Here is a 22544-nt window from a genome sequence, read left to right on the forward strand (position 1 = left end):
GATGAAAATCGACTCCGAGGTACAATGGTGTTGTCATTGTGTGCGCTCCTTTTGGCGCCGCGACCCCGGGAGCAATCACCCACGAGATTATATCTCGTGTCTCGGTGGCGCTAAAAGGAGCGCTCTTCTCATCACATCAACATTGTGCCGGAACCGCTCAAACAACCGCCAGAAATTTTCCGTGGTGCGGCGGGCCAGCGCGGCCTCGTCCAGGCCGTGCACCCGGGCCAGGGCGGCAGCCACGTGGCGGACGTGGGCCGGCTCGTTGCGCCGCCCGCGCACGGGCACGGGCGCCAGGTACGGCGAGTCGGTCTCCACCAGCAGCCGGTCCGCCGGCACAGCGGCGGCGGCGGTGCGGACGTTGTCGCCTCTGGGGAACGTGATGGGGCCGGCAAACGAGACGTAAAACCCCAGGGCCAGGCAGCGCGCCGCCATGGCCGGGTCGCCGGCGAAGCAGTGCATGATGCCGCCCGGGTTGGGCGGTGTCCAGTGACGCTCCAGGATGTCCAGCAGATCGGCGGTGGCGTCCCGGGCGTGGACGATCACGGGCCGGTCCGCCTCCCGCGCCATGACCAGGAGATCGCGGAAGACGCCGCGCTGGACGTCCCGCGGCGAGTGGTCGTAGTAATAGTCGAGTCCGATCTCGCCCACCGCCCACACCTCCGGTTCCCGCAGCCGATCCGTCAGGCGGGCGTACCACGCGTCGGAGGCGATCCGGGCGTCGTGGGGGTGGATGCCGGCGGTGGTGGCCAGGCCCGGGTGACGGCGGCACAGTTCCAGCGCCCGGTCCATGGAGCCGCTCTCCGGGTGGGCGTTGCCGATGGCGAGGATGAAGTCGACGCCGGCGGCGCGCGCTCGTTCCAGCACGGCGTCGCGGTCGGCGTCGAAGGCGTCCATCTCCATGTGGGCGTGGGAGTCGACGAGCATCAGGCGTCCCCATGTTCGAGGCGGCGGACCCACTGGTCCCAGCCGGCGGTGACCGCGGCGGCGGCGGCCTGGTAGACGACGGCGACGGGCACGTCCGCGGCGGCGGCGAGGCGGCGGCAGTCCTCGAATTCGGGCGTGGCCTTGAGCAGGCGGCCGCGCCGCAGTCCCGCCTTGACCGAGACCGCGCCGTACGGCGTGTCCACAGCGAAGCTCCTCCGATCCAGCACCTCCCGCGCGCAGCGGTGCACCCGCACGCCGAACGTGGTGCTCCGCGCCAGCAGCTCATCGGCGAAGCGTGGGGTGTCAGGCGGGCGGCACAGGAGCGTGAGCAGGGTACCGGGCCGGGACTTTTTCATTTGAACAGGGGTGAGGAACACGTCGAGGGCGCCGGCGGCGCGCAGGGTGTCCGCCAGCTCCCCCACCAGCTCGGGGAGCATGTCGTCCAGGTTGCACTCCAGCACGGCCACCTCGGTGTCGGCGGCGCCGGCGTCCGCCATTTCGATGACGAGCAGGCGGAGCGCGTTGGGACCGTCGGGATGCTCCCGGCTGCCGGCGCCCCAGCCGGTGCGGAGCAGGGTGCCGGCGGGGAGGCGGCCCGGCTCCGGCACCAGCGTCCGCAGCACCGCGGCGCCGGTGGGGGTGACGAGCTCGCCGGCAAAGTGCGCCGAATAGACTGGGAAGCCCCGCAGCAGTTCGGCGGTGGCGGGCGCCGGCACCGGCAGCACGCCGTGGGCGCACCGCACCGTGCCGGAACCTACGTTGGCGGCGGAGCAGGCGAAGCTATCGAAACCCAAGTGGTCCAAGGCCAGGGAGATGCCGACGATATCCACGATGGAATCCACCGCTCCCACCTCGTGGAAGTGGACCGCCTCGGGCGGCCGGCCGTGGATCTTTCCCTCGGCGATCGCCAGGTGCTCGAAGATCGCCGTGGCGCGCGCGCGCACCGCCGGCGCCAGGGGAGCCGCCGCGATCATGTCCCGGATCTGGGCGTACGTCCGATGATCATGGGTTGAGGGTTGCATGTTGAGAGTTGAGAGTGGATGGTTGATGATTGATGGTTGATCGCCTTGCTCGTGCTCGTGCTCGTGCTCGTAGTCGTGCTCGTGCTCGTGCTCGCCGGCGCGTGCTTGATCGTGTGCGCGCCCGCGGACATGTTTATGCTCCTGCCCCGCGATGTGTACCGTCAGCCGCGTGGCGGCGACGCCGCCCCGGAGCACCCGGTTCACTTCCAACCGGTAACCCCCAACCGGGAGCGCGGCCAGCCCCTGCCGGACGGTCTCGAAGTCGGCGCCGAGGTCCAGCAGGGCGCCCAGGATCATGTCGCCGCTGCAGCCGGAGAACAGGTCGAAGTAGAGAGTCTTCATGCATCGCCTCGCACGGTCGCGGGTTCTGGATCCGGGTCTCGCGGCGGGATCATTCCGCTAGGCGTCGGTCCAGCTCCGGCAGGATCTCGCCGGATGGTCCTGGGAGTATGATGTCCATGATGGGGCTGAGTGGCGTCTCGGCCACGTTGACTTCAACGAGCCGGGCGCCCGCGGAGCGGGCCATCATGGGCAGACCGGCCACCGGGTACACCAGGCCCGACGTCCCCACCACCAGCACCACGTCGGCGGCGCGGACGGCCTCGGCGCCGGCCTGGTACGCGTCCATGGGCAGGCTCTCGCCGAACCAGACCACGCCCGGGCGGAGCAGGGCGCCGCAGGCGCAGCGCGGCGGGAGATGGGGCAGCGGCGCCCGTTCGTCCAGTTCCTCCCGGCCGCAGGCGGTGCAACGCACCCGCCAGATGTCGCCGTGCACGCAGAGGACGACGCGACTGCCGGCACGTCGATGCAGGCCGTCTACGTTTTGCGTCACGAGGGTGAAGGCCGGGAAGCGGCGCTCCCAGCGGGCCAGCGTTTCGTGCCCCGCGTTGGGGGCGCAACCGGCGATGAGCTGGCGGCGCCAGTCGTACCACTCCCAGACGAGGCGCGGGTCGCGGGCGAAGGCGTTGGGGGTGGCCAGCTCCTCGGCCCGGAAATTCTTCCACAGTCCATTGGCGCCGCGGAACGTCGGCACGCCGCTTTCGGCGGAGATCCCGGCGCCCGTGACCACCGCCACAGCCCGGGCCTCGCGCAACCACGTGGCGGCCCGGCTCAGTTTGTCGTTCATGCGCCCCGCTCCCGTGCGGTGATTCTCCGCGCGCCGGCCACGGCCGGCTCGGCCGGCGCATCGCCCGTCTCGACAAGCCGACCGGCTTTGTTATAATATACGCCTCTGGCGATTACAAGCCTCCATCCATCGGGAGTTTGCGTGACCGTGCCCCCCGACCTCGACATGCGGTATCCCCACTGCACCGTCCCCGTTTTTTTCGCCGACGGACGGGAGCCGGCCGAGCTGGAGCGCGCGGTGATCCGCCCGCTGGCGCCGGACCGGATCGCCCTTGTCTCCGATGCCAACGTCTTCGCCCGGCATGGCTACGCCCTCGAGGCGCTGCTGGCGCAGGCCGGCCATGTGGTCGCCACCGTCGTGCTCCAGCCGGGCGAGGAGACCAAGTCGCCGGAGGTGGCCGCCGAGGTGGCCGGCGCCTTTTGTGAAAACGGGCTGAGCCGACGCTCGCTGGTGCTGGCCTTGGGTGGCGGCGTCGTGGGAGACCTGGCCGGTTTCGTCGCCGGGATCTACATGCGCGGCATTCGCTACGTGCAGGTGCCCACCTCGCTCCTGGCCCAGGTGGACAGCGCCGTCGGCGGCAAGGTGGGCGTCAACCTGCACGACGCCAAGAACATGCTGGGTCTCTTTTACCAGCCCGCCGCCATCTGGGTGGACACCCGCTATCTCGCCACGCTGCCGGAGGCCGAATATCACGGCGCCTTCGGCGAGGTGCTCAAGTATGCACTGACCCTCGACGCGACCCTGTACGAACGGCTGGCGGCGCTGCCCGCCGTGGCGGCGGTTCGCGGCGACGCCGCCTTCAACGCCGAGCTGGTGCGGCGGTGCGTCGCGCGCAAGGCCGAGGTGGCGGCCGCCGATGAAACGGAGCGGGGGCTGCGCCGAGTGCTCAACTTCGGCCACACTGCCGGCCACGCCCTGGAGGCGGCCGGCGAATACCGCCGCTTCTGCCACGGCGAGGCGGTGGCGGTGGGTATGGTGGTGGCGCAGGAACTGGGTCGGCGACTGGGATGCGTGGATGCGGCATGGGCCGAGGCCAGCATCGCCTGCATCCGGCGGCTGCTGCCGGCGCCGGCGCTGGACGGCCTCGACGCCGGGGCGCTCCTGGCCGCCATGACCCACGACAAGAAATGGTCCGGAAGCCGCCGCTGCTTTGTGTTCTCCACGGGGCCGGGCCGCCATCGCATCGAGGACGACGTTCCCGCCGAGGCGGTCGCCGCAGCCCTCCGTCACGTGCTGGCGGCGGATCCGGCCGCATCGGCGTGGGTGTAGCGCCGCCATCCGGAGGCCCCCCTGAGCGAGCAGCTGCCGCCCCCCCTCCCCGTCCCCGACAAGGGCTGCCAGGTCCGCGCGATGTTCGCCGGGATCGCCCACCGCTACGACCTGCTCAACCACCTCCTGTCTTTTGGGACCGACATTCGTTGGCGCCGCGCGGCGGTGCGCCGGTGGGCGTTGCAGTTGCCGGCGGGACGCGCGGTGCTGCTGGACCTGTGCTGCGGCACCGGCGACCTGGCCCGGCTCATGGCCCGCTTCGGACCGGTGACCGGCTGCGACTTCTGCCTGCCCATGCTGGCGCGGGGCCGCGACAAGCTGCGCCGCCGCGCGCCCCGCGGCCACCCCGTCCGTCTGGCCGCGGGCGACGCTCTGGCGCTGCCGTTTCCCGACGGCTGCGTTGACGGGCTGATGGTGGCCTTCGGCGTACGCAACTTCGCCGACGTGGACGCCGGGCTTCACGAGATGCGCCGGGTGCTGCGCCCGGGCGGGGTGGCGGGAATCCTGGAATTTTCCCAACCGACCCTGCCGGTGTTCCGGCCGCTGTTCCTGTTCTACTTCCACCGGGTGCTGCCGGCGCTGGGACGGCTGATCTCCGGCCGCGGCGGCGCCTACCGCTATCTGCCCGAGTCGGTGGCCGCGTTCCCCGACGCTTCGACGTTCGCGGCGCAGCTCGAGGCGGCGGGTTTCCGCGACGTGACCTGGCGGCGTTACACCTGCGGCGTCGCCGCCCTGCACGTGGCCCGGCGGTGACGGTCGACGCGGGAGCCGCGCCGTATTCGATTACCTTCTACCGGCTCAGTACGTTGAAGGCCAGAAGGGCGGCCAGCCCGGGTCGTCGGGCACCTCGGCCTGAAGGTGCTCGTAGAGCCAGGCGGTGGCGCCGCCGGGCAGGGGCCACCGGCGGCGGAGGACGAACCGCTCCGGGTGCTGCCGGACGAACGCCGTCAGGCGGGCGTTGTCCGCGGTGTTCCAGACCGGCCCCTGATTGCCGTCGGCGAGCAGCACCCACCGGTAGGGCCGGAACGCGGTGCCGTCAGGGTCGAAGGCGCTGATCCGCCAGACGGCCAGCTCCTGCTTCATGAGCGCGGCCGTGGCCCGGATGCTCCAGACGTTGAAGCGCGGGGCGTCGGGTACCAGGCCGAGGCTGGCCCGGCCCGGGGCGGGTTGCGTGCTGACATACTGCACGATCTCCGCCAGACGCCAGTTCTCGCGCCGGGGCGGTGTCCAGATCTCGAAAGCGTCCTGCTGGTAGAGGAACCAGGCGTCCGGCCAGCGGCGGACGGATGCCGCCGGCGCGCCGTCCGGCGTGTCGCGGAGGAACCGTTCGGCGAAGGCGTCCGCCGCCGCCGGCGCCACCGTCAGCCGTGGTGGGATGAGCGGGCAGCCGAACGTAAGAAGCAGGAACTGGGCGGCGGCGATACCGGCGCAGGCGCCGGCCAGGGTCCGCCGCAGCCACGCCCGTTCCAGGCCGAACACGAAGTTCACGATGAGGAGCGACACTGCCGGCAGCACGGGGCTGATGTGCCGGGGCGCCTTGTTCGCGAGCAGAGTGAAGATGACATACGGCACCGCCATCCACACCAGTGCCAGCGCCAGGGACCAGGCGGCGGCATCGGCCCGCCGGCGCGCCAGCCGGACCAGCGCCGCCGCCACCGCCGCAAGGAACACCAGGAAGAGCGGCCCGAACAGGTGCCAGCTGCACAGGGCGCGCAGGTAGTAGCTCCAGCCGGCCAGGCTCCACACGACCGGGTCGCCTTCCACGGGCCCCAGCCCCTGGGTGACCGGCAGGAACTGGGCCGCCAGAAAACCGGCCCGGTGCAGGTACCACGGCCAGGCCACGGCGGCGGCCGCCACCGCGGCCCAGGCCACATTGTCGGCGGCGGCGCGTCGGGCCGCCGTGTCGGGCGCCCGCTGCCAGGCCCGGATCGCCAGCAGCGTCAGCGGCCCGACGGTGTAGAACAGGATGGTCCATTTGGTGAGCAGCGCCAGCCCGAAGACGATCCCGAGTCCCACCGTGAGACGGCGGCGGCAGAAGCCCTCGGCGGCCGCGGCCAGGGCGACGATCAGGGCGGTGAGGGCCACCGTCTCGAGGTCGATGAGCAGATCGCGGCTCAGCCACACAACGTGCGGCCACGCGGCGGTGAGCGCGGCGGCCAGCAGGCCGGCCTCCGCCCGGCCGGTGGCACGCCGGCCGAGATAGAAGACCGACCCGAGCAGCACCGCCAGGAAGGGGAGGTGGATCAGGGTGGCCGTGTCAGGGCCGGCGCGCAGGGCCAGCAGGGGCGCCAGCAGGAGATAGAACAGGGGCGGATAGAAGGGCGACAGGCCCAGCAGCGCCGTCAGCCCGCCGTCGCCGTGACGGAAGAAGTTGAGGAAGCGCAGGGCGTGGGTCAGGTGGAGGGCGCTGTCCCACATGGGTGGCCGGTCGTTGGCTGCCAGCCACCACACTTGGGCTGCGGTCAGCGCCAATCCCAGTCCGATCAGCGCCAGCCATACCCAGCGGGGCGTGTTGGCGGGAACCGGCGCGCGCATGGTCCGTCGTCCGCCGTCACAGGTAGGGGGTGTCGATCACCCGGTTGAGCAGCATGAGTAGTTCGTCGGGGTCGCTGAAGCCGCCCAGGGCGTGCCCCTTGCAGCCGCGCCGGCTGCAGGCGTCCACCTTGCCGCCGCCCCGGATGCCCAGGGTGAACATGGGGGCGGCGCACAGGGTGCACGGATAGTCGCGGTTGAGCGGGGCGTGGCAATGGGGGCACAGGAACGTCACCACCGTCCCGTCCGCGATGTCAAAGGGGAGCCGGACGGCATAGTCGTTGAAGTAGGTGCTCAGCGCGACGGTTCCCGTGCGGCCGGCATCGTCGCGGAGCTTCAGCTCGATCCATTCGCCGCGGGTGAGTGCGGCCTGGCAGTGGGGGCAGACGGTCTCCAGCAGGATCTTTTTCATGGCGATGCCTCGACCTTCAGATTTTCATGATCTTCTGGGTGTACAGGAACCGCTTGATCTTCCGGGTGGTGGTCTTGTCGAACTCCTCCCAGCGGATGGTGAACCGGCGCACCCGCTTGTAGGGCGGCAATCCGGCGCAGCGGCGGCGGAGTTCGGTGCGCAGGATCTCCTCCACCAGCTCGTCGGACAGCGTGACGCCCTTCTCCTGGCAGTGCTTGTCCACCGCCTCCATGTTGGGCACGATGATGGCCTGGATCTCCTCGACCTCGGGTCCCGTCGCCTCCGGGCCCTCCCAGACGAGGCTCTCCAGGATGAAGGGGGACTGGTTCAGGTAGTACTCCACTTCCTCGGGGTAAACGTTCTTGCCGTTGGCCAGCACGATCACCGCCTTCTTGCGGCCCTGGATGTGGACGAAGCCGTCGTCGTCGATGTAGCCGAGGTCGCCGGTGTGGAGCCAGCCGTCGCGGATCATCTCGGCGGTGGCCTCGGGGTTCTCGAAATAGCCCTGCATGATGTTGGGCCCGCGGGCGCAGATTTCGCCGTCCACGATCCGGATCTCGACGTGGGGCAGCGGCAGCCCGGCGGCGCCGTCCTTGAACAGCTTCGACCGGTTCACCGCCAGGATCGGCGCGCACTCGGTCAGGCCGTAGCCCTGGATGCAGTGGATGCCCAGCTCGCGAAAGAACTTCACCACGTCAGGGTCCACAGCCGCCCCGCCGCTGACGAGCAGGCGCAGCCGGCCGCCGAACTTCTGGTGCACCGCGCCGAACACCTTCTTGCGCAGATCCAGGCCCAGCAGTCCGGTCACACCCACCAGCCCCTTGGCCAGCCGGAACCTGCCTCGGCCGCGCTGGTCGATCCCCTCCTGGATTTTGCGGTACATCGACTCGAACAGCAGCGGCACGCCCAGCATCATCGTGGGCTTCACCTCGCGCATGGTGTCGGCCACGCGCCGCAGGTTGTCGCAGTAGACGATGGTGCAGCCGCGGTACAGCGGCGTGAGCATGCCGCAGGTGCACTCGTAGGTGTGGTGCAGCGGCAGCACGGACAGGAACGTGTCGTGCTCGTCGATGTAGACGGCGCGGCACATGTCCATCATGTTGGCGGTGATGTTGCGATGGCTGAGCATGACGCCTTTGGAGCTGCCCATGGTGCCGGAGGTGTAGATGATGGCCGCCGTCGCTTCCGGATCGATGGCCGGCGCCGGGGCGCCCTCGGCGCGGATCCGTTCCGCGCCCTCCTCCAACAGCCGCGCCAGCGACAGCACGCCACCGTCGTGGGCGGGGGCGTCCATGGAGATCACCGTTTTGAGCCGGGGCAGCGCGGCGCGAATCTCCCGGACCGGATCGGCGAAGCGCTCCGAGGTGACGAGCAGCTCGGCGCGGGTGGCGTCGAGGATGTGGCGCACCTCGCCCTCGCGCAGGTCCTTGTCCACCGGCACGTTGATGCCGCCGCTGCCGGCTCCGGCCAGGTACGCGAGCGCCCACTCCCAGCGGCCCTCGGAGTAGATGCCCATGGTCCTGCCCGGCCGGTGTCCGTGGAGGGCCAGCGCCGCTTCCAGCGCAGTCACCCGGCGGGTGAACTCGGCGTAGGTGATCCCGGTCCACGTGTCGCCGTATTTGACCCGGAAGGCGTCACGAGGGCCGTACAGGCGGGCGCTCTGGGCCAGCATATCCCGCAGGTCCCGGATCTCCCGCACGTCGTACCAGGGGTAGTTAGGCATGCTGATTCCTTTCCATGAAAATCAATCACCACAGAGTACCCGGCGGACACGGTGTGGCGTCTGGTCTGGAGATAGTGAAAAACGTCTACATTATATCACCGGCGGGACATTCTGATCAGACAGATGGCCGTCGGCGGTCCGGGCGGCGGTGGGATTCCGAGCAGCATCGCGACGAGGCTCACCGGCGCGCAGCGCCGTCCGCAGCGCGCCGAGCGCGATCGCCGGCAACCGTAATTTGCGGCCAACTATCGGCAATTTATGCAGTATTATCAGGCGTAAAATGTACGAAGGAGTGTCCGTGCCGAAAGATTTTCGGAATGCCGCTCGCCGGCGGCGCGCCCGATCCGGCGGCGGTTTCCAGGCGGCGCGGCGCGGCGGAGACCGTCTGGCACGAGAATTGAGTTACCAGCAGCGAGCTACGGGAACCGAGGCGGGCGGCCCGACGGGACGATGAATCGGTCCGCACGGAACCGGTGACAACGGACGATCAGGAGGAAACATGACCCACACGACCCGGCTGATGCTCTACTGGGCCCCGCGGGTGCTGGGTATCCTGTTCGCCGCCTTCATCAGTCTCTTCGCCCTGGACGTCTTCGAGGGCGGCGTCCGCTTCCCCGAGACCCTCATCGCCCTGGGGATGCATCTCATCCCGACGTTGTTGGTGGTGATCACGCTGGTGGCCGCCTGGCGTTGGGCGTGGGTGGGCGCGGTGGTGTTCTTCGGACTGGCGGTGCTATACCTGGTTCTGGCTTGGGGACGCTTCCACTGGGCTGCCTACGCCGCCATCTCCGGCCCACTGGTGGTGCTGGGCGGGCTGTTCCTGCTGAACTGGGTCTGGCGGGCGGAGTTGAAGGGGTAGTCACCGGCGGCGGCATGGCAGGGGAAGGGTGAATAGGTGAATCAGGAAACGAGAGAGCGAATCGGCGAAACGTGGAACCTGTGAACTTGGAACTGGTGAACCTGCAAACTTTCCAACCTTCCAACCTTCCAACCTTCCGACCTTCGAAACTTCAAACAGCTCGATTGCAATCACGATTACGAATTACGAGGATGATCCCTCAACTCTCAACTCTCAACACTTAACTCTTAACTCTTAACTCTTAACGAACAGAAACAGCCCCGGTCTCCAGGACGCCTGTTCACCCATTCACCAACTCATCACCCTAAAGAACATGCACTTCAGATAGTGCGTCTCGGGCATGGCCGGCAGCACGGGGTGGTCCAGCGCCTGGCACCCTTCGGCCACGAGCTGCACGTCGCGGCCCGCCTCGGCCGCGGCGGCAATCACCTCCCGGAGCAGCATCTCGCGGGTGGTGAACGACGAGCATGACGCCGTGGCCAGCACCCCGCCCGGCGCCACCCGCGCCAGCGCCAGGGCGTTGTGGCGGCGGTAGATCGCCAGGGCGTCGTCGAGGAAGCGCTTCTTCTTGGCAAACGCCGGCGGGTCCAGGACGACGACGTCGAACCGGCGCGTCTCGGCAGCCAGGAACTCCTCGACGTTTTGCGTCACCGCCTCCAGCCGGTTCGCCCAGCCGTTGGCCGCGGCGGACGCCCGAGCCAGCTCCAGCGCCGCCGGATCGCTGTCGACGCAGACGGCGCGGCCGGCGCCGGCAGCGAGCAGCGTGTGGGCCCACAGCCCCGAATAGCTGAACAGGTCCAGCACGAACTCGCCTGCGTGGACCAGTTGGCTGAGGAGCCGCCGGTTCTCGCGGTGGTCCAGGAAGAGGCCGGTCTTCCGCCCCGCCCAGCAGTCCACCACCACGCGGACGCCGTCGTGGTCCACGGTGACGGGCCCGTCCCAGCGGCCCGCCAGCAGCCGCGTTTCCACCTCCAGTCCCTCGAGACGGCGGAGCAGGTTGGTGTTCCGCAGGATCACCGTGTCGGTGCCGAGGCAGGCCGAGAGCTCTTCCGCCACCAGGCCCGTCCACCGCTCCATGCCGGCCACGCTCTGGGAAATCACCAGGACGGAGCCGTAGCGGTCCGCCACGAGCCCCGGCAGGCCGTCGCTCTCACCGAAGACGAGGCGCGCCACGGCCGCGCCCGGCCGGACCCGCTCCCGCCACGCCAGTGCCGCTTCCAGCCGCCGCCGCACCAGCGCCGCATCCGGTTCGCGATCGTCGAAATCCACCATCCGCACGGCGATGTGGGACAGCGGATTGGCGTAGCCCACGCCCAGGAACTCGCCGGCGCCCGACTCGAGGCGCACCGCCTCGCCGGGCGCCACCCCGGCGAGCGCTGCGGGGTCGAAGTCGCCGCGCCAGGCCCAGCGATGGCCGCGGCGGATGCGGGTGTGGTAGTCCTTTTCCATCCGGAGCGTGCGCATGCCCAAAGTGTAGCACAGGACAACTTTTCACCACAGAGGACACAGAGGGCACAGAAGGGGATTCTGGCTTTTTATTTATTTAGCCGAGTCACGGATTGCTGGAATCCAAGCAATTTCAATTTTTTTTCAAAAAATTACAAATTATTATCGAACGGAACGACCCTGCGTTCGTTTGATCAGGTAGATGCTGATGCATCAGAATCGTCCAAGTAGGGGAGACACGAAGTGAAGCGGATGGACGCTCTCAACATCATCACCGGTAGAGTGCTGACCGCCGCATTTCGGGTGCATTCTGCCCTGGGGCCGGGATTGCTCGAGAGCGCCTACCAGGCGTGTCTGGCTTACGAACTGCATCAGATGAGGTTGAAAGCGGATGTTCAGGTCGCTCTGCCCGTCACCTATGACCAGATTCGGCTGGAGGTCGGATACCGTCTGGATATCGTAGTGGAACAGCAGGTGATTCTGGAACTGAAAGCTGTCAATCAGTTGCTCCCGATCCATGAAGCCCAACTGCTGTCCTATTTAAAAATGAGCGGACTGCCGGTGGGTCTCCTGATCAACTTCCACGAGGTCCGTCTCAAGGATGGCATCCGGCGCCTCATCAACACGAAGCCATCTCCTTGATCAGCCTACAACACCGCAGTAAATGGAAGACGTAGTTCGGCGTCTCCAACATAGATGCCCCCCTGCGTCCTCTGTGCCCTCTGTGGTGAATATTGTCTTCAATCGGCGACGGATGCTGCTCATTTCAGCATCACGGCTTCGATGGACGGGCCGTCGGCGCGGCGCTTGTCGGCCCACTTGAGGAGCAGGGCGAAGGTGAAGCCCACAATCCCCAACGCCGCGAACATCAGCATGGTCGAGGTGTAATCCACCACCGGCTTGCCGTCGACGCCGGTGACGGTGTGGGCGTCGGCGATCTTGCCGGCGATCCACGGGAAGAGCATGAGCCCGACGTTCTGGATGTAGCCGATCACGCCGAAGGCGGTTCCCAGGCGCGACTCGGGTACCATCATGGGGATGGCCGCCCAGAGCGCCGCGGGCACGAGGCTCAGCGCCACGCCCACCACGAAGATAGGCACCACCGGCGGAAAGCGGGTGTAGCCCAGCAGCAGGTGGCACGGCACAAGCAGCACCGAGCCGATGAGCATCAGGGTGGCGCGCTTCCCCTTGTGGTCCACGAACCAGCCCAGGATGGGGGTGAAGATCATGGTGCCGAAGATGAGCGCCGAGGTATAGTGTCCGGCCGCCGTCTCGGTGTAACCGAATTTCTGGACCAGGATGTCGGGGGCGAACGACTGGAACGGGAAGACCGCCGAGTAGAAGGTCACGCACAGCAGTGAGATGAACCAGAATGACGGGCTGAAGGTAAACGCCTCGCGCAGGCGGAAGACCTCCTCGGGGACCGTGCCGCCGACGGGCTGGGGCGGACGTCCGATACGCTCCAGAGCCAAATAGACGAAGAAGCTGAAAAAGCCCAGCAGCATGACCACGGCGGCGAACCAGAGCGCGCCGCGCAGGCCCCACGCCTCGGCCGCCGGCGCCTGGACGTTGAGCGCCAGGAAGGTGCCCAGGCGCATGATGGTGAGGTTCAGGCCGTAGGCGAACGCCAACTCCTTGCCCTTGAACCAGCGGGCCAGCACCTTGTTGTTCACCACCAGGATCGCCTCGGCGCCCACGCCGTAGATGGTGCGCCCCAGGAGCATGACTTTCAGCTCCGGGCTCCACTCCGGCAGGAAGGCGGTCTGGAGCCACGGGTAGAGCGGCCCCAGCAGGTCGGGCAGTCCCTGCCAGGCGCCCAGCGCCGTGAGGAAGGCGCCGAGGAAGCAGAGGAAGCCGTAGATGATGCCGGAGATCTTCAGACCCAGCTTGTCCACGAGCACGCCGGCCAGGAGCAGCATCAACAGGAAGACATTGGCCGCGGCGTAGGCTGAAAACAGCAGGCCGTACTCGGCGCCGGTGAAATGGAGTTGTTCCTTGATCATGGTTCCCAGCGGCGTGATGGAGTCGTAGATGAAATACTGGGCGAAGCAGATCAGACTCATAATCACCAGAACCAGCCAGCGGAAACCGGCTTGCTGCTTCGGGGTATCGCTCATGGGGCCTCCTGGGCGGGGACTTCGACGCGCCAGTTTATCACAGTGAACAGTGAACAGTGAGGACTGAATGGTGAGAGACTGGAAGACGTCTGCACGCTCTCGGAATTGGTTCACAAGTTCACAAGTTCGAAGGTTCGGGGGACGTTGATGATTGTAGGTTGATGGTTGAGAGGGGAATCGGTGAGTCGGCGAGACGGGACACGGAAGACGAGACCCGAACCCCGAACCGCGAGACCCGGACCGCACATCCGAACGGCGAGACTTAGACCGCAAACTCCGCCATCCGAAGTCCGACCTCCGCTGTACGGGAACGAGACTTGATCCTCGATCACGATCACGATTACGAATCACGAGCACGAGGCCGAAACCTGTGAACCTGGAACCTGCGAACAGAAACCTGCAACCATCGATCGGATACGCGGAAGTGATTCCCACTGCCGCCTTGACTTTTTCGTCCCCTTGGGAGATAATGCGCGATTGTTTGCGAGGAGGATTCATGGCTGGAAAACCGGAAGTGCACGAGGGGATCGTTCAGCTCGAGAAGGGTCTCGAGTTGATCCACAAGGGCAAGTACCAGGAGGCGGTGCCCGTATTCAAGGCGCTGCAGGGCCGCACCGATCTGCCGCCCGGCCTGAGCCAGCGGGCCGGCGTCTACCTCCGGGCCTGTCACCGCCACATGGCGCCGCCGCCGAAGGCGTCCACCGAGTTCGGCGATCTGCTGGACCGGATCGCCTGCCACCTGAACCTGGGGCAGACCGCCGAGGCGGCCGAGCTGCTCAAGAAGGCCCGCAAGCAGGATCCCAAGTCCGCCCAGGTGGCCTACCTGGAGGCGGTGCGGTTCACGCTGGAGCGGAACACCGACAAGGCGATGGTGGCGCTGGCCGAAGCGCTGGCCCAAGATCCCGCCATCCGCTTTCAGGCGCGGAACGATATGGACCTGGAACCGCTCCATCATCTCGAAGACTTTCGCCGGCTCATCGGCTGACCCTGGCTCAGGCGTCCCGCCTGACGTGGCGCAGGCAGACTGCCTGAGCCCAGCCAAGCCGGCGAGACGGTGTGCCGGCGAATCGGCGCCCGCGGCAGCTCAGGCATCCCGCCTGATGTGGTTCAGGCCTCCCGCCTGAGCAGTTCCGAGCCGGTGGCGCGCCTCCCACTGGAGGTCCCATGGACGACACCCTGCACGTGCTGATTCTCGCCGCCGGCAAAGGGACGCGGATGAAATCCGCCGTGTCCAAGGTGCTCCACACCGTCTGCGAACTCCCCATGCTGGAATGGGTGCTGCTGGCCGCTGAAGCGCTCCGGCCCGCCTCCGTCACCACCGTGGTCGGCGCCGACGCCGAGGCCGTCCGGACCGCCTTCGGCGGCCGCTCCGGCTGGGCGGTTCAGGATCCGCCCCTTGGCTCCGGCCACGCCGTAGCCCAGGCGCTCCCCGCCCTGACGGATCGCACCGGCGACCTGCTCGTGCTCATGGGCGACGTGCCGCTGCTGACCGCCGCCACCCTCCGGCGCCTGGCTGACGCCCACCGCGCCGCCCGCCCCGCCGCCACCGTACTCACCGCCACCCCGGCTGACCCGGCGGCCTACGGCCGGGTGCTCCGCGGCGCCGACGGCCGCGTCACCGCCATTCGGGAGGCCCGCGACGCCTCGCCCGTGGAACTTGCGATCGGCGAGATCAATACCGGCATCTACATCTTTGCGCTCGACGCCCTGCGCCCGCGCCTGGCGCGCCTGCAGCCCGACAACACCCAGGGCGAGTACTACCTCACCGACCTCGTGGCGCTGCTCCACGGCGACGGCCTCCGGGTGGACGGGCTGGCCGCCGCCGACCCGGCCGAGGTCATGGGCATCAACCACCGCGCCGACCTGGCGGCGGCCGAGGCGGTCCTCCAGGGGCGGATCATCCGCCACTGGATGCTGGCGGGCGTGACCGTCCACCGGCCCGACCGGGTCTGGATCGGCCCCCATGCCACGTTCGAACCCGACACCGCGCTTTGGTGGGATGTGACGGTTTCGGGCGCCACCCGGGTGGGGCCGCGCTGCGAGCTGGGACCGGGCAGCCATCTCGAGAACGCCCGCCTCGGTGCCGGCGTCCATGTCGAGTACTCGGTGATCCGCGACGCCGAGGTGGCCGACGGCACCACCGTGGGGCCGTACGCCCACATCCGGGGCGGCGCCCGCATCGGCCCCGCCAACCGGGTGGGCAACTTCGTCGAGATCAAGAAGAGCACCACCGGCGCCGGCACCAAGGCGGCTCACCTGGCCTACCTGGGCGACGCCACCATCGGCGCCGGCGTCAACGTGGGCGCCGGCACCATCACCTGCAACTACGACGGCGTCCGGAAAAATCCCACCGTCATCGGCGACGGCGCCTTCATCGGCTCCGACTCCATCCTGGTGGCGCCGCTCACCATCGGCGCCGGGGCCTACACCGCCGCCGGTTCCGCCATCACCACCGACGTTCCGCCCGACGCGCTGGCCGTGGGCCGCGCCCGCCAGCGCACCATCGAGGGCTGGGCGGCCAGGCGCCGCGCGAAGCTCGCCGGCGCCGCCGCGCCGCCCCAACCGGGTCCCAAAGAGCCGAAGCCGTCGCAGCGGTGAAGCGTTCGGCGCCGTCCCGCCCCCGCCTGATCCGGATCCACGCAGTTGTGGCGTTGCGGCCCTCATCATTCAATCACTGACCATCCGGGCGGCGAATCCGCCGACGGGTGAGCCGGGGCACCGGCGGGCGATCAGCGTTCCGTCCGGGTGCGCATCAACTCGTTGAAAGATTCGAGGACCAGGTCCGGCTGGATGTCGAGGATGCAGCGGGGACGGGGGAAGGCAGCGCAGGTGTAGCCGGGGCAGGGGTTGCAGGGGAAGGGGAGCTGGACGATCCGCGCGGTCGTCCCCCAGGGGCGCCAGGCCACCGCATTGGACGAGCCCCACACCACGAGGACCTTCTGCCTGACGGCCGCGGCGATGTGGGCGGGGCCGCTGTCGCAGCCCACGAACGCGGCCGCGTCCGCGATGAGGGCGGCCAGCTCCGCGACGGAGAGGTCGGTGAAGCGCGGCAGATCGGCACCCAGGGCGGCGCAGACCGCCTCGAGCACCGGCGCTTCGTGCGGACCGGCGCTCAACGCCACGCGGAGCGCCGGGTGCTGCCGGCGCAGCGGCGCGATGAATGCGGCGAACGATTCGGGGGGCCATTGCTTCGTCGCCAGTGTCGCCGTGGGATGAACGAGCACATAGCCGCCGGGGGCGAGCCCTGCGTCCGCCAGGCGCGCGCGGATGCGCGCGGCGGCGTCCGTCGGCACGCTCACATGCGGGTGGGGGACGGGGTCCGGCACGGGCAGCCCCAGCTCGGCCAGGAGCGCCAGCTGGTACTCCACGGTGTGCAGGGGGCGGCCGCCGAAGTGGCGGGACGGGTCGGCGGCCAGGTGGGTGTAGAGCCGCGGATTGCGATAGTGCGGGTAGCCGGCGCGCCACGGCGCCCCGGCCAGGCGCACCAGGAAGGCGCTGGTGGACCCGCCGTGGTAGTTGAGCACCAGGCCGAAGCGGCGGCGGCGCAGCTCCCGCCCCATGGCCAGACGCCGGCGGAGGGTGCCCAATGTGCCGCGGCCGCGTTCCAGGACCAGCAGCTCGTCCACCGCGGGATGACCGGCGAACACGTCGCGGAACGGCGCCTCCACGAGCACGGCGAGCCGGAGGTGCGGGTGGGCGCTCTTCAACGCCTGCAGCGACGGCGTCATGAGCACCGAGTCGCCCAGCGAGCGGAGGCGCACGAAGAGGACAGACCGGATGTCGGCGAAGGCGAAGGGGGCGATGGTCGCCTCCGGCCGTCAGGACTTGAGGGGGATGCGATCGTCCGGGTCGGGCTTGGCCTCGTCGACGAGCATCACCGGGATGTCGTCCTGGATGGGATAGACCCGCTTGCAGGCCATGCACTTGAGCCCGGACTCATCGGCGGTGAGGCGCACCTCGGTCTTGCAGACGGGACAGGCCAGAATGTCCAGCAGGTCCTTGGGAATCGGCATCTCGTCACTCCGGTAGGTCATATTCACCACAGAGGCACAGAGGACACAGAGCATTCATTTTTCATTGATCATTGGTCATTGGTCATTGGTCACATATCCTTTATGGTATATATTGTTTCTTACTGTTTATATATTATTTTAAATTTTTTAGCTGGGGATATGGTGCCGTTATAAAGATGACATCAGGTGTACGATTTCCGAAGCCCGAAGTCCAAACTTCGCTATCCTGAAAATCCAATGCCTTTTCTCCTCTACCCTTCGGTACTCTAACCTGAATCCCCCTTTGTGTCCTCTGTGCCTCTGTGGTGAAAATATTATCCGACGCCCCTTCACTGTTCACTCCTAACTCCTGTCTCCTCACTCCCATCTTTCTTCTGCCCCAGCTTGCGCTCCTCGCCGCGTAGCAGCCGGCCGATGTTCTCGTGGTGCATCCCCACGATAAGGGCCACCCCGGGGATGGTCCCCCAGACGATCACCATGTGCGGCTCGCCATAGCCCAGGAGCCAGGTCCACAGGGGGAAGGTGCCGGTGCCCAGGATGGAGCCCAGCGACACGTAGCGCGTGAGCAGGATGGTGACGATGAACACCGAGATGGTGATGAGCGCCGCGTACGGCGTGAGCGCCAGGTACGCGCCGAAGCCGGTGGCCGCGCCCTTCCCCCCCTTGAAGCCGAGGAACACGGGGAAGACATGGCCCACCACGGCCAGGGTGGCCGCGGCGGGGAAGGCGGCGAAGGCCTCGGGGCCCAGCACCCAACGCGCGAGGCCCACCGCCAGCGCGCCCTTGCCGATGTCCAGCAGGAGGGTCAGGATGCCCACCCACTTGCCCCCGGCGCGCAACACGTTCGTGGCGCCGGTGGAGCCGCTGCCCACGGAGCGGACGTCCTTCCCCTTGCTCAGGCGGATCAGGATGTAGCCGAAGGGGATGGCGCCGAGCACGTAGGCGGCCACCATGACCAGGACGGTCGGGAGGATCATCGGGCACCTCCTCGAAGCGGATAGCGGCGGAGCGCGGTGTAAACGGCGCCGTCGGGGCGGAGCACGCTCTGGAACAGGATGATGTCGGGCACCGTGAAGGCACCGAGGTCGGTGCCGTCGGCCCGGGCCTGCAGATGCGCGGCCAGCGTGTCGAGGCCGCGGCGGTCCCGCACCCGTCCCAGGGTCAGGTGCGGGTGGAAGGTGCGGGTTTCACGCGGGAAGCCCAGAGGCGCCATGGCGGCCTCGACCGTACGATAGACGGCGGCGAAATGGGGCTCCACCGGCTCCAGGCCGAGCCAGATCACGCGGGGTCCGGACCAGCCGGGAAACACGCCCAGCCGGCGCACGGACAGCTCGAACGGCGCATGCGCCGCCACGGGAGCGAGCGCCGCCTCGATCTCCGCCTCGCGCTCGGGCGCCACTTCGCCGAGGAACTTGAGCGTGCCGTGAATCCCCGCGGGGCGGGTCCAGCTCACCGCCGCGCCGAATCGGCGCAGCGGTTCCTGCAAGGCGCGGATGGCCTCCTTGATCGATTCGGGCAGCTCCACGGCGACGAACAGGCGCACGATGGTCTCCTCGCGCGGTCGGGAATGGGGTTGATTTTACTGCAAAAGGAAGGGGAGCGGAAGACGAAAGGGGAGCGGAGATTCACCGCAGCGGTCGCAGCGGCGGGGGAAGAAGGCACGCGAAGGCGCAAAGACGCAACGAATCATTCTGGATCATAGGAAGGATGAAGGGAGCGAGGCTGGCGTGAGCGGAAAGGTTGCCGTATCGGCAAACAGGAGACGGGAAACGGGAGACGAGAGGCAAGAGACGAGAGGCGGTGGACCGATGAACCTGCGAACTTGCGAACCTTTGAACCTTTAAACCGATCGATGACGATCACGATTACGAATTACGATTACGATTACGAATTACGATCACGAACGCTCAACGACTTGCGAACCTGCGAACTTGCGAACCTGCGAACCCTCATACTGATCCATGACGCGCACGGATTGGATCAATACTGCCGGATGGCCTGGATCAATTCGTCGGGGGTGACCGTGGCGGTGCCCAGCTTGGCCACCACGAGGCCGGCGGCGATGTTGGCCAGGATCGCCGACTCCTCGGGATTGGCCCCCGTACTCATGGCCAAAGTCAGCGTGCCGATGACCGTGTCGCCGGCGCCGGTGACGTCGAACACCTCGCGGGCGGCGGTGGGAATGTGGCGGGAGTAGCCGGTGGGCCGGAACAGGGTCATGCCCCCTTCACCGCGGGTGATGAGCAGGTTCTCGGCACGCGTCTTCTTCAGGATGGTGTCGGCGGCCTGGCGGAGCGACTTGTCGTCGGTGATCCGGACGCCCGAGGCGAACTCGCTCTCCTTCAGGTTGGGTGTCAGAATGGTGGCGGGACGGTACATGCTGAAGTTCTGGAATTTGGGATCGATGGCCACGATAGTCCCTGCCTTCTGGGCCATGGGGAGCACGTTGCTGAGCAGCCGCTGGTTGACCAGTCCCTTGCCGTAGTCCGACACCAGGATCGCCTCGGTGCGCGGCAGAACGGTCTGGAGAAAGCGGTGGGCCTTTCGGAACAGCTCCATGGACATGGGTGACGGCGATTCCCGGTCCACCCGGCAGACCTGCTGGTGGGCGGCGATGATCCGCGTCTTGACCACCGTGGGTCGGCCCAAGTCGATGAGCAGGCCGGCGGAGCTCAGCTTCAGGCGCTCCATCTCGTGCTGGATCTTCTCGCCGGAAACGTCCGTGTTGATGACGCCCACCATGAGCGGCTCGCCGCCCAACGCCTTGATATTGGCGGCGACGTTGCCGGCGCCGCCGATTCGGAACTCCTCGCGGCGGACCACAACCACGGGAACCGGCGCCTCCGGCGAAATCCTCTCCACGTCGCCCCAGATGAACTGGTCCAGAATGATGTCGCCCAGGACCATGATCTTTCGGTTGCGGCAGGCGCGTACGATGCCAATGAGGCGTTCCTTCTGCGACGATGCCAGTTCCATGGTCCTTCCCTCTTGCGAAATTAACCGCTATTCTAGAGGATGAAGGAGGTCAATGCAATCAGGCAATGGGTGAAGCGATGAAACGGTGAGCCGGTGAATCGGTGAATGGGTGAATCGGGAGAGAGGAGACGGTTCAGTCATCAACGATCATCCATCAACCATCAACCATCAACCATCAACCATTAACGACCATCCATCAACCGTTTCGAACCCGCGAGGCTTCCAACTTTCATCCGTCAACCGCCGGATCACGCACACCCATGATGGGATCGGGAACGAGCCTCAAGCCTCGAACCTCGAGCTTCGATTACCATTTCGAATTACGAGCACGACACGGCCCGCATACTCTTCCCCCTATCCCCTGTCTCCTCACCTCTTTCGATGATCCCCCAGGCCGTGGTCCCAGATGCGGGGCGGCGGGGGCGGCTGCACCTGCTCGCCACGGGCGGCCAGCGTGGCGGCGGCCTCCCAGTCGCGAAAGTCCCACTTGCGTCCCAACCCGTTGAGCATGTCGGCCACGGCGCGGTAGCCCCAGGCGGAACCCGGCCAGCGCCGGACGATGTCCAGGTAAGCCGTCAGCGCCTGCCGCCGGCGGCCATGCCCCTCGGCGAACCGGCCCCATTCCAGCAGCGCGGAGAGGCATTCGCTCGTCCGGCCCAGGTGGCTCCGCAGCTCCGACTCGGTGAAGGCGTTGCGCGGGCGCGCCATCTCGATGAACGCCACCAGCTCCCGATAGTCGCGGACGGCGGCGGCGTCGCGGCGCACATGGAGCGCCTCCGGCTTTCCCTGCAGAAAGATCTCAGGGCCCGCCGCGCCGGCGGCCGCGGCTTCGGCAAACAGGGCCGTACCCGGGTAGTAGCAGAGCGGCGAGACGATCCCGTCCTGGAGGCCGTGCTCACGAAACAGCGCCTGGTCGAGCTCCAGGTCGGCCGCGGTCTGACCCGGCACGCCGGTGATGAAGTAGGCTGAGGTGCGCACGCCCGCCGTCCGGCACGCCTGCAGTGTCCGCGGGATGAGCTCCGGCCGGACCGCCTTGTCCAGCCGCTCGAGGATCCGCGGCGATGCCGACTCCACGCCGAACTGGATCTGGTCGCAGCCGGCCTGGCGCATGGCCACGGCCAGCTCCCCGTCCATCAGATTGACCCGGGACTGGCAGTTCCACAACACGCCCAGGCCGCGCTCCTGCAGCCGGCGGCAGAACTCAAGCACGTGCGCCCGGTCGGCGGTGAAGCTGTCATCGCGGATTCCGAAGTAGGTCACGCCGAAGCGCCGGCGAAGCATGTCCATCTCGTCCACCACGGCGGCGGCGCTGCGCCGGCGCAGCTGCCGGCCCCAGAAAGCGGGGGTGCAGCAGAAGGTGCAGCGACCGGGGCAGCCGCGGCTGGTGACGAGGAAGCCGGGCTGCTCGTCGGCGCGGACCCCGTCGAGGGCGTCCCACCGCTCCGGGCCGTGGAGCGCGTCAAGGTCGGGCCACGGTTCGGCGTCGGGGGTGCGGACCACGTTGCCGCCGACGCGCAGGCTCAGCCCCGGCACCGCCGCGAAGTCACGTGACCCGACTGCCAGCCGGCGGGCCAGCTCCAGCACCGGCCCCTCGCCCTCGCCGCGCACAGCCAGGTCCAGTTCCGGGATGCGCGCCAGGAGCAACTCGTCCAGGAAGGTGGGCTGCATCCCGCCGCCGGCCACCACGGCGCCCGGACAGGCCCGGCGGACCGTCTGGTACAGGCGGACGCTGGCGGCGTGGTTGTAGGTGAAATGGGAGATGCCCACGAGCATGGGCTTGAGACCGGCCAGGGCGGCGCGCACGTCGGCCCAGGAGCGGCCGCTGAAGTTGAACAGACGGCTGTCGAAGCCCTCGCGGCGAAGCAGCCCGTGGATGGCCAGCAGTCCGCTGGGAACGATCCGGTAGTAGACGTCACCGGCATCACGATCCTCGCAACGGTAACACAGGGCGATGGGTCGGGCGGGGCTCATCGGGGTGGGGGGGCGGGCCCGCTCAGCGGCCGCAGGGTGATGTCGAGGGTCAGTCGGGCGCCGGAGCGCTCGACGGAGATGCTCTGGGATTGTGACGCGGTGGACCGGCCGCCGCCGCGGCGGATGGCGTAGACAACGTAGGTGCCGGTGC

The 22544-nt window shown here is 67.9% G+C and carries 21 protein-coding genes; 6 read left to right on the forward strand and 15 right to left on the reverse strand.

Annotated features, from left to right (window positions below):
* Window positions 1-87: 87 nt before the first annotated feature.
* From GX414_01300 to GX414_01310, 3 genes are read right to left on the reverse strand one after another with little or no spacing between them, the layout of a single operon-like run.
* A complete protein-coding gene (locus GX414_01300) occupies window positions 88-927 on the reverse strand; it encodes a TatD family hydrolase (protein NLI45721.1) in 840 nt (279 codons plus the stop codon).
* Window positions 927-2291, reverse strand: coding sequence for a nickel pincer cofactor biosynthesis protein LarC (larC, locus tag GX414_01305; protein NLI45722.1), 1365 nt, complete (start codon window positions 2289-2291; stop codon window positions 927-929). The genes GX414_01300 and larC overlap by 1 nt, the downstream gene beginning before the upstream one ends.
* A gap of 49 nt (window positions 2292-2340) precedes the next feature.
* The gene (locus tag GX414_01310) at window positions 2341-3075 is read right to left on the reverse strand and encodes an NAD-dependent deacylase (protein NLI45723.1); all 735 of its coding nucleotides are present in this window, start codon (window positions 3073-3075) and stop codon (window positions 2341-2343) included.
* A 141-nt stretch (window positions 3076-3216) separates the two neighbouring features.
* Here GX414_01310 and aroB point away from each other — a divergent pair, with 141 nt between their 5' ends.
* Both aroB and GX414_01320 read left to right on the forward strand, forming a co-directional pair.
* Complete coding sequence (gene aroB, locus GX414_01315; GenBank protein ID NLI45724.1) at window positions 3217-4344, forward strand: 3-dehydroquinate synthase; 1128 nt, start codon at window positions 3217-3219, stop codon at window positions 4342-4344.
* Between the two features lie 81 nt (window positions 4345-4425).
* A complete protein-coding gene (locus GX414_01320) occupies window positions 4426-5097 on the forward strand; it encodes a ubiquinone/menaquinone biosynthesis methyltransferase (GenBank protein ID NLI45725.1) in 672 nt (223 codons plus the stop codon).
* A gap of 45 nt (window positions 5098-5142) precedes the next feature.
* On the opposite strand, the gene GX414_01325 is transcribed toward GX414_01320, so the two are convergent.
* The 3 genes from GX414_01325 to GX414_01335 are packed head-to-tail and all read right to left on the reverse strand — an operon-like array spanning window position 5143 to window position 9011.
* The gene (locus tag GX414_01325) at window positions 5143-6879 is read right to left on the reverse strand and encodes a hypothetical protein (protein ID NLI45726.1); all 1737 of its coding nucleotides are present in this window, start codon (window positions 6877-6879) and stop codon (window positions 5143-5145) included.
* 16 nt (window positions 6880-6895) lie between these two features.
* On the reverse strand, window positions 6896-7288 hold the full coding sequence (locus tag GX414_01330; GenBank protein NLI45727.1) for a hypothetical protein: 393 nt from the start codon (window positions 7286-7288) through the stop codon (window positions 6896-6898).
* Between the two features lie 16 nt (window positions 7289-7304).
* A complete protein-coding gene (locus GX414_01335; GenBank protein NLI45728.1) occupies window positions 7305-9011 on the reverse strand; it encodes an AMP-binding protein in 1707 nt (568 codons plus the stop codon).
* A 499-nt stretch (window positions 9012-9510) separates the two neighbouring features.
* Between GX414_01335 and GX414_01340 the strand changes: the two genes are divergently transcribed.
* Window positions 9511-9870, forward strand: coding sequence for a hypothetical protein (locus GX414_01340; GenBank protein NLI45729.1), 360 nt, complete (start codon window positions 9511-9513; stop codon window positions 9868-9870).
* Window positions 9871-10158: 288 nt separating this feature from the next.
* On the opposite strand, the gene GX414_01345 is transcribed toward GX414_01340, so the two are convergent.
* Window positions 10159-11319 (reverse strand): class I SAM-dependent rRNA methyltransferase, encoded by a 1161-nt coding sequence (locus GX414_01345; protein NLI45730.1) that lies wholly within the window; start codon window positions 11317-11319, stop codon window positions 10159-10161.
* A 249-nt stretch (window positions 11320-11568) separates the two neighbouring features.
* On the opposite strand from GX414_01345, the gene GX414_01350 reads away from it, so the two are divergent.
* Entirely contained in the window at window positions 11569-11958 is a 390-nt protein-coding gene (locus tag GX414_01350) for a GxxExxY protein (GenBank protein NLI45731.1), read from the forward strand.
* Between the two features lie 119 nt (window positions 11959-12077).
* On the opposite strand, the gene GX414_01355 is transcribed toward GX414_01350, so the two are convergent.
* The gene (locus GX414_01355; GenBank protein NLI45732.1) at window positions 12078-13433 is read right to left on the reverse strand and encodes a major facilitator superfamily domain-containing protein 1; all 1356 of its coding nucleotides are present in this window, start codon (window positions 13431-13433) and stop codon (window positions 12078-12080) included.
* 496 nt (window positions 13434-13929) lie between these two features.
* Between GX414_01355 and GX414_01360 the strand changes: the two genes are divergently transcribed.
* Together GX414_01360 and glmU are read left to right on the forward strand one after the other, a co-directional pair.
* Window positions 13930-14418 (forward strand): hypothetical protein, encoded by a 489-nt coding sequence (locus GX414_01360; GenBank protein ID NLI45733.1) that lies wholly within the window; start codon window positions 13930-13932, stop codon window positions 14416-14418.
* Window positions 14419-14597: 179 nt separating this feature from the next.
* The gene (glmU, locus tag GX414_01365; GenBank protein ID NLI45734.1) at window positions 14598-16031 is read left to right on the forward strand and encodes a bifunctional UDP-N-acetylglucosamine diphosphorylase/glucosamine-1-phosphate N-acetyltransferase GlmU; all 1434 of its coding nucleotides are present in this window, start codon (window positions 14598-14600) and stop codon (window positions 16029-16031) included.
* 131 nt (window positions 16032-16162) lie between these two features.
* Here glmU and GX414_01370 read toward each other — a convergent pair whose 3' ends face one another.
* The 7 genes from GX414_01370 to GX414_01400 all read right to left on the reverse strand — a co-directional run.
* A complete protein-coding gene (locus tag GX414_01370) occupies window positions 16163-17194 on the reverse strand; it encodes a glycosyltransferase family 9 protein (GenBank protein ID NLI45735.1) in 1032 nt (343 codons plus the stop codon).
* 57 nt (window positions 17195-17251) lie between these two features.
* On the reverse strand, window positions 17252-17446 hold the full coding sequence (locus GX414_01375; GenBank protein NLI45736.1) for a Trm112 family protein: 195 nt from the start codon (window positions 17444-17446) through the stop codon (window positions 17252-17254).
* Between the two features lie 329 nt (window positions 17447-17775).
* Entirely contained in the window at window positions 17776-18420 is a 645-nt protein-coding gene (gene plsY / locus GX414_01380) for a glycerol-3-phosphate 1-O-acyltransferase PlsY (GenBank protein ID NLI45737.1), read from the reverse strand.
* Complete coding sequence (thpR, locus tag GX414_01385) at window positions 18420-18989, reverse strand: RNA 2',3'-cyclic phosphodiesterase (protein ID NLI45738.1); 570 nt, start codon at window positions 18987-18989, stop codon at window positions 18420-18422. Before thpR ends, plsY begins: the two co-directional genes overlap by 1 nt.
* Window positions 18990-19426: 437 nt before the next feature.
* A complete protein-coding gene (gene rfaE1, locus GX414_01390) occupies window positions 19427-20422 on the reverse strand; it encodes a D-glycero-beta-D-manno-heptose-7-phosphate kinase (GenBank protein ID NLI45739.1) in 996 nt (331 codons plus the stop codon).
* 369 nt (window positions 20423-20791) lie between these two features.
* Entirely contained in the window at window positions 20792-22393 is a 1602-nt protein-coding gene (locus GX414_01395; protein ID NLI45740.1) for a B12-binding domain-containing radical SAM protein, read from the reverse strand.
* Window positions 22390-22544, reverse strand: a 155-nt coding sequence (locus GX414_01400; GenBank protein ID NLI45741.1) for a hypothetical protein, incomplete at its 5' end; no start/stop codon positions are given. The genes GX414_01400 and GX414_01395, both read right to left, overlap by 4 nt.

The organism is Acidobacteriota bacterium (genome assembly GCA_012517875.1).
Classification (GTDB): Bacteria; Acidobacteriota; JAAYUB01; order JAAYUB01; family JAAYUB01; genus JAAYUB01.

Bases quoted from the DNA above. Each gene is read 5' to 3' on its own strand.
- GX414_01300 (NLI45721.1), bottom strand. From the start codon at position 927: ATGCTCGTCGACTCCCACGCCCACATGGAGATGGACGCCTTCGACGCC.
- larC (NLI45722.1), bottom strand. From the start codon at position 2,291: ATGAAGACTCTCTACTTCGACCTGTTCTCCGGCTGCAGCGGCGACATG.
- GX414_01310 (NLI45723.1), bottom strand. From the start codon at position 3,075: ATGAACGACAAACTGAGCCGGGCCGCCACGTGGTTGCGCGAGGCCCGG.
- GX414_01320 (NLI45725.1), top strand. From the start codon at position 4,426: ATGTTCGCCGGGATCGCCCACCGCTACGACCTGCTCAACCACCTCCTG.
- GX414_01325 (NLI45726.1), bottom strand. From the start codon at position 6,879: ATGCGCGCGCCGGTTCCCGCCAACACGCCCCGCTGGGTATGGCTGGCG.
- GX414_01330 (NLI45727.1), bottom strand. From the start codon at position 7,288: ATGAAAAAGATCCTGCTGGAGACCGTCTGCCCCCACTGCCAGGCCGCA.
- GX414_01335 (NLI45728.1), bottom strand. From the start codon at position 9,011: ATGCCTAACTACCCCTGGTACGACGTGCGGGAGATCCGGGACCTGCGG.
- GX414_01340 (NLI45729.1), top strand. From the start codon at position 9,511: ATGACCCACACGACCCGGCTGATGCTCTACTGGGCCCCGCGGGTGCTG.
- GX414_01345 (NLI45730.1), bottom strand. From the start codon at position 11,319: ATGGAAAAGGACTACCACACCCGCATCCGCCGCGGCCATCGCTGGGCC.
- GX414_01350 (NLI45731.1), top strand. From the start codon at position 11,569: ATGGACGCTCTCAACATCATCACCGGTAGAGTGCTGACCGCCGCATTT.
- GX414_01355 (NLI45732.1), bottom strand. From the start codon at position 13,433: ATGAGCGATACCCCGAAGCAGCAAGCCGGTTTCCGCTGGCTGGTTCTG.
- GX414_01360 (NLI45733.1), top strand. From the start codon at position 13,930: ATGGCTGGAAAACCGGAAGTGCACGAGGGGATCGTTCAGCTCGAGAAG.
- glmU (NLI45734.1), top strand. From the start codon at position 14,598: ATGGACGACACCCTGCACGTGCTGATTCTCGCCGCCGGCAAAGGGACG.
- GX414_01375 (NLI45736.1), bottom strand. From the start codon at position 17,446: ATGCCGATTCCCAAGGACCTGCTGGACATTCTGGCCTGTCCCGTCTGC.
- rfaE1 (NLI45739.1), bottom strand. From the start codon at position 20,422: ATGGAACTGGCATCGTCGCAGAAGGAACGCCTCATTGGCATCGTACGC.
- GX414_01395 (NLI45740.1), bottom strand. From the start codon at position 22,393: ATGAGCCCCGCCCGACCCATCGCCCTGTGTTACCGTTGCGAGGATCGT.